Raw genomic sequence first — 3,898 nt, forward strand, 5'->3', positions numbered from 1 at the left:
GCAAAGGCCACAAGTGGTTCATTTCCGATGCCAAGAAGGACGCCAAGCCGCAGTCGCTGGATATCGCATCGCAGCGGGTCTTCGTGGTGCCCCACCAACAGTGGGACCAGATGTACCGCGACGCCTGGCGCATGCAGCGGGCGTATTTCTACAACCCCAACTACGACGGTCTCGACATCGATGCCGCGCAGAAGGAGTTTGCGCACTACCTGCCCGGCATTGCCAGTCGCGATGGCCTGACTTTCCTGTTCCGGGAAATGATGAGCTACATGTCGGTCGGGCACATGTTCATCAATGGTGGCTACAGGCCGACGATGCAGCAGATCCATGTCGGCCTGATGGGCGCGAACTACGCCGTCGAACACGGCCGGTACCGCATCACCCGGATCTTCTCCGCCGGCTCGTGGAACCCGGATATCTACGCACCGTTGGCCCAGCCGGGACTGAAGGTGAAGAACGGCGACTATCTGCTGGCTGTCAACGGTCAGCAGATCCGCGGCAATGAAAACATCTACAAGGTGTTCCAGGACCTGGCCAACCTGAAGGTCACGCTCACTGTCGGACCCCATCCCGACATGAAGGACGCACACCAGATCACGGTCAAGACCATTCCCAGCGAAGCCGGCTTGCGTCACGTCGCCTGGATCAATCACAACATGGCCCTGGTCAACAAGCTTTCTGGTGGCAAGCTGGGATACGTCTACCTGCCCGATACTGGAGAAGGCGGCTTCACCAACTTCAATCGCTACTTCTTCTCGCAGGTCGACAAGAAGGGCGTGATCGTCGATGAGCGCTTCAACCACGGCGGTGACATTTCCGACTACATCATCCAGTACCTGGAACGTCGGCCCATGTCGCTGATCGTCTCGCGCTGGATCCCCCCGCACGTTGACCCCTCGATGGCCATCTTCGGGCCCAAGGTGATGCTGATCAATCAGTTCTCGGGTTCCGGCGGCGATGCCCTGCCCTGGTACTTCAAGAAGGACAAGGTCGGCACCCTGGTCGGTGAACGCACCTGGGGTGGACTGGTTGGCATCGGAGGGTATCCCAAGCTGATGGACGGCGGCAGCATCACCTCGCCACGGGTCGCCGTGGAAGGCATCGACGGCAGCTTCCCAGTGGAAAACCACGGTGTGGCCCCGGACGTCACGGTCTGGCAGGATCCCCAGCTGATGCGCAAGGGGCACGATCCACAGCTGGAACGTGGCGTCGAGATTGCGCTCAAGCAGCTCAAGGAAAATCCGCAGCCGAAGTACACCCGGCCGCCCTGGCGCAATTACCATCCCAAGTTGCCGCCGCTGCCCGACAGCACCCGCTGAAGATGAACAACGCCCCCGGCAAATCCGGGGGCGTTGTTCCATCTATCATCGGAAGCAAATAGCCAGTACCCCCCATGCCGCACCGGGACCGGTGCGCCGGCACCAGATGCCGACGGCAATCATCACCTTGCCGGAAAACTGTCCACGAAAGGTCGCTTGTTGGAGAAACGCCCGCTTGTCGACAATGGACGTTTTACAAGCGGATCAGGAGGTGCCGCCCCTGGGCAACCCGACTTGACCGAGCCGTCCGGAAGCCAGCTGGTTTCTTCCGTTTTCCTTGGCTTGATACAGGAGGTCATCGGCAGCTTTCACAAGATGCTGCGGACGGTTGACGTCACCGGGAATCGTGCTGGACAGACCGATGCTTGCCGTCAGGACGGGAGCGGCTGGAGATGCGGCGTTGGGTATCTGCAGCGACCGGATATCCTCGAGCAGGAACTCCATCAACAAGCCCGCCTGGCTCAGAGTGGTGTTGCCGTAGACCATGGCGAATTCCTCGCCCCCGTACCGGGCACAGGCATCGGCAGGTCTTCTGCTGTACTTCTTCAACAGTCTGCCCACGAGCTTCAGGGATTCATCCCCTTGCTGATGCCCGTAGCTGTCATTGAGCAACTTGAAGTGGTCCAGATCGATCAGCACAAGCGAGAGAGGCATGTTCAGCCGTCGGCAGCGTTTCCACTCACCGTCGAGGAAGGTATCAAAATACCTGCGGTTTGGAATATGGGTCAGTCCATCCAGAAACGCGAGACTGAGCACTTTCTCCTCGGCGATCTTTCTTTCCGTGATGTTCTGATGGCAAACCACGTAGTAGGGCTCGCCCTTCATGTAAAAGGGCGTGACGCGCATCATGAACCAGCGCTTTTCGTCCTGACTGTGGCAGGGATACTCGAAATAAAAATCATCAGCCTCGGAGGCCATGACAGAGCGGATGCCTGAAGCGGCTTTCATGCCGAACGTATCGCCCATGGCCGCCGCCTTGTCGCATGCGTCGAGGTAGTTGACCCCTTTCCAGTCAGGCACGACCCGGCAGGCATTCTCGCGCCCGAACTCGACCCAGTTCTGGTTCACGAAATGGATATCACCCCTGGTATCGATCACCGCGACATGATCGGGAATCGTATCCAGGACGGATCGTAAAAATGCATAGGTACGGAGCATGCAGCGGGCCTTGCCGGAACATTGCAGGAAGAGTATCGGGCGACAGCTTGATCGCCAGGCCACGACCGTACGCTGATTGTTATGGAAACACTACAACACCAGATGTCCATGCATGCGACGTTGCGAAAAAGGGCCGCCTGCAGGGCGATGCACGGCCCTGCATGGTGCTGCATGAGCCGGCGTGAGAAACGTGGGCCCGGACGGAGCGTGCCTAACCGTCATTGGATTTGAAAAGGGCAATCCTGTAAAGGACCTCGGAATCCTCGCCAGATGCCGATGCCCCGGGAAGCTTTGCCATCCCGATGTCCTCAAGCTCGACACCCAGGCGACCGGCCAACCGTAGCAATGCGCGCTTGCTGGCGCGGTTGTCGCGCGCAATGGACACCTCCAGTCGTTTGGCATGCAGGCTTTTTCCAGCCGCCGCCATGTGGTCGAGCAGTGCGTCACTCAGGCCCGTGCCGCGAAACTCGCCGACCACGCCGATCTGCCAGATCAGCAGGGTGCGCGGTGCAGTCGACGAGAGCAAACCGATGGCGAGACCCACCGGCGAGCCGTGTCTTTCGGCGACGAAACAGGTGTTTCCGGCATACTTGCACAGCACCCAGTAGGTATAGGCCGTGTGCACGGTGAGGGGCTGGAGATCGTGCACGACGCGGCACAGCGCCTGCGCATCGTCCGGCGTGCATGACCGGATCGGATCCCAATTCGACGCTTGGCTTGGCACGCTGTTCAAGGCCTCGTTCGTGAGCATATCAAGATCGTTGGTATTCTGGCTGTATGTAGCAACAAACCCAAGTATCCGCCGCCCTCGAGCAGCGCACTCCATGCACGCCACATGCCAGGCCTGCCCACTGCCCGGTTGTGCTGCTTTCAAGGTCTCAGTGTCATGCATCACAAAGCCGACCTGCCGCACAAAATCTGCCCTGTGTGCCAGCGTCCGTTCGCCTGGCGCAAGAAGTGGGCGCGCGTATGGGATCAGGTGCGCTATTGCAGCGAACGCTGCCGTCGCCAGAAGCCATCGGCATCGCGCGCCCCGGCAACCGGACCATGACCTGCCTTCGTCTGATACTGGGCGACCAGCTGAACGCAAGGCACAACTGGCTGCGTGAACCGCAGGATGAAGTGGTTTACGTCTTGATGGAGGTGCGCAGTGAAACCGACTACGTCCGCCATCACGCGCAGAAGATACTGGGAATCTTTGCCGCGATGCGCCAATTCGGCGAGGCACTGGCCAGGGTCGGGCACCGGGTCGAATACCTGCGCATCGGCGATCCTCGCAACCGGCACAGTTTCGCCGCCAACCTGCCCTGGCTGATCGAGCATTTCGGGGCAACGCGTCTGGAGCGCATGGAAGCCGATGAGTGGCGCGTGGAGCAGGCGCTCAAGGATGCCTTCGAGGCCAGCGGGCTGCCGCACGGCGT

At 60.1% G+C, this 3,898-nt stretch carries 5 protein-coding genes; 3 read left to right on the forward strand and 2 right to left on the reverse strand.

The features are described from left to right. Positions 1–1,319: PDZ domain-containing protein (locus PF446_RS05440; protein ID WP_298070230.1), on the forward strand; the 1,319-nt coding region annotated here is incomplete at its 5' end. 204 nt (positions 1,320–1,523) lie between these two features. Here PF446_RS05440 and PF446_RS05445 read toward each other — a convergent pair. Both PF446_RS05445 and PF446_RS05450 read right to left on the reverse strand, forming a co-directional pair. After that, a complete protein-coding gene (locus PF446_RS05445) occupies positions 1,524–2,477 on the reverse strand; it encodes a diguanylate cyclase (protein WP_298070231.1) in 954 nt (317 codons plus the stop codon). A gap of 211 nt (positions 2,478–2,688) precedes the next feature. Next, entirely contained in the window at positions 2,689–3,228 is a 540-nt protein-coding gene (locus tag PF446_RS05450; protein WP_298070232.1) for a GNAT family N-acetyltransferase, read from the reverse strand. Between the two features lie 135 nt (positions 3,229–3,363). On the opposite strand from PF446_RS05450, the gene PF446_RS05455 reads away from it, so the two are divergent. Beyond that, the gene (locus PF446_RS05455; protein ID WP_298070233.1) at positions 3,364–3,528 is read left to right on the forward strand and encodes a DUF2256 domain-containing protein; all 165 of its coding nucleotides are present in this window, start codon (positions 3,364–3,366) and stop codon (positions 3,526–3,528) included. After that, the coding region (locus PF446_RS05460) for a cryptochrome/photolyase family protein (protein WP_298070234.1) at positions 3,525–3,898 on the forward strand (374 nt) is incomplete at its 3' end. The genes PF446_RS05455 and PF446_RS05460, both read left to right, overlap by 4 nt.

Source organism: Oleiagrimonas sp. (assembly GCF_027858935.1).
GTDB lineage: Bacteria > Pseudomonadota > Gammaproteobacteria > Xanthomonadales > Rhodanobacteraceae > Oleiagrimonas.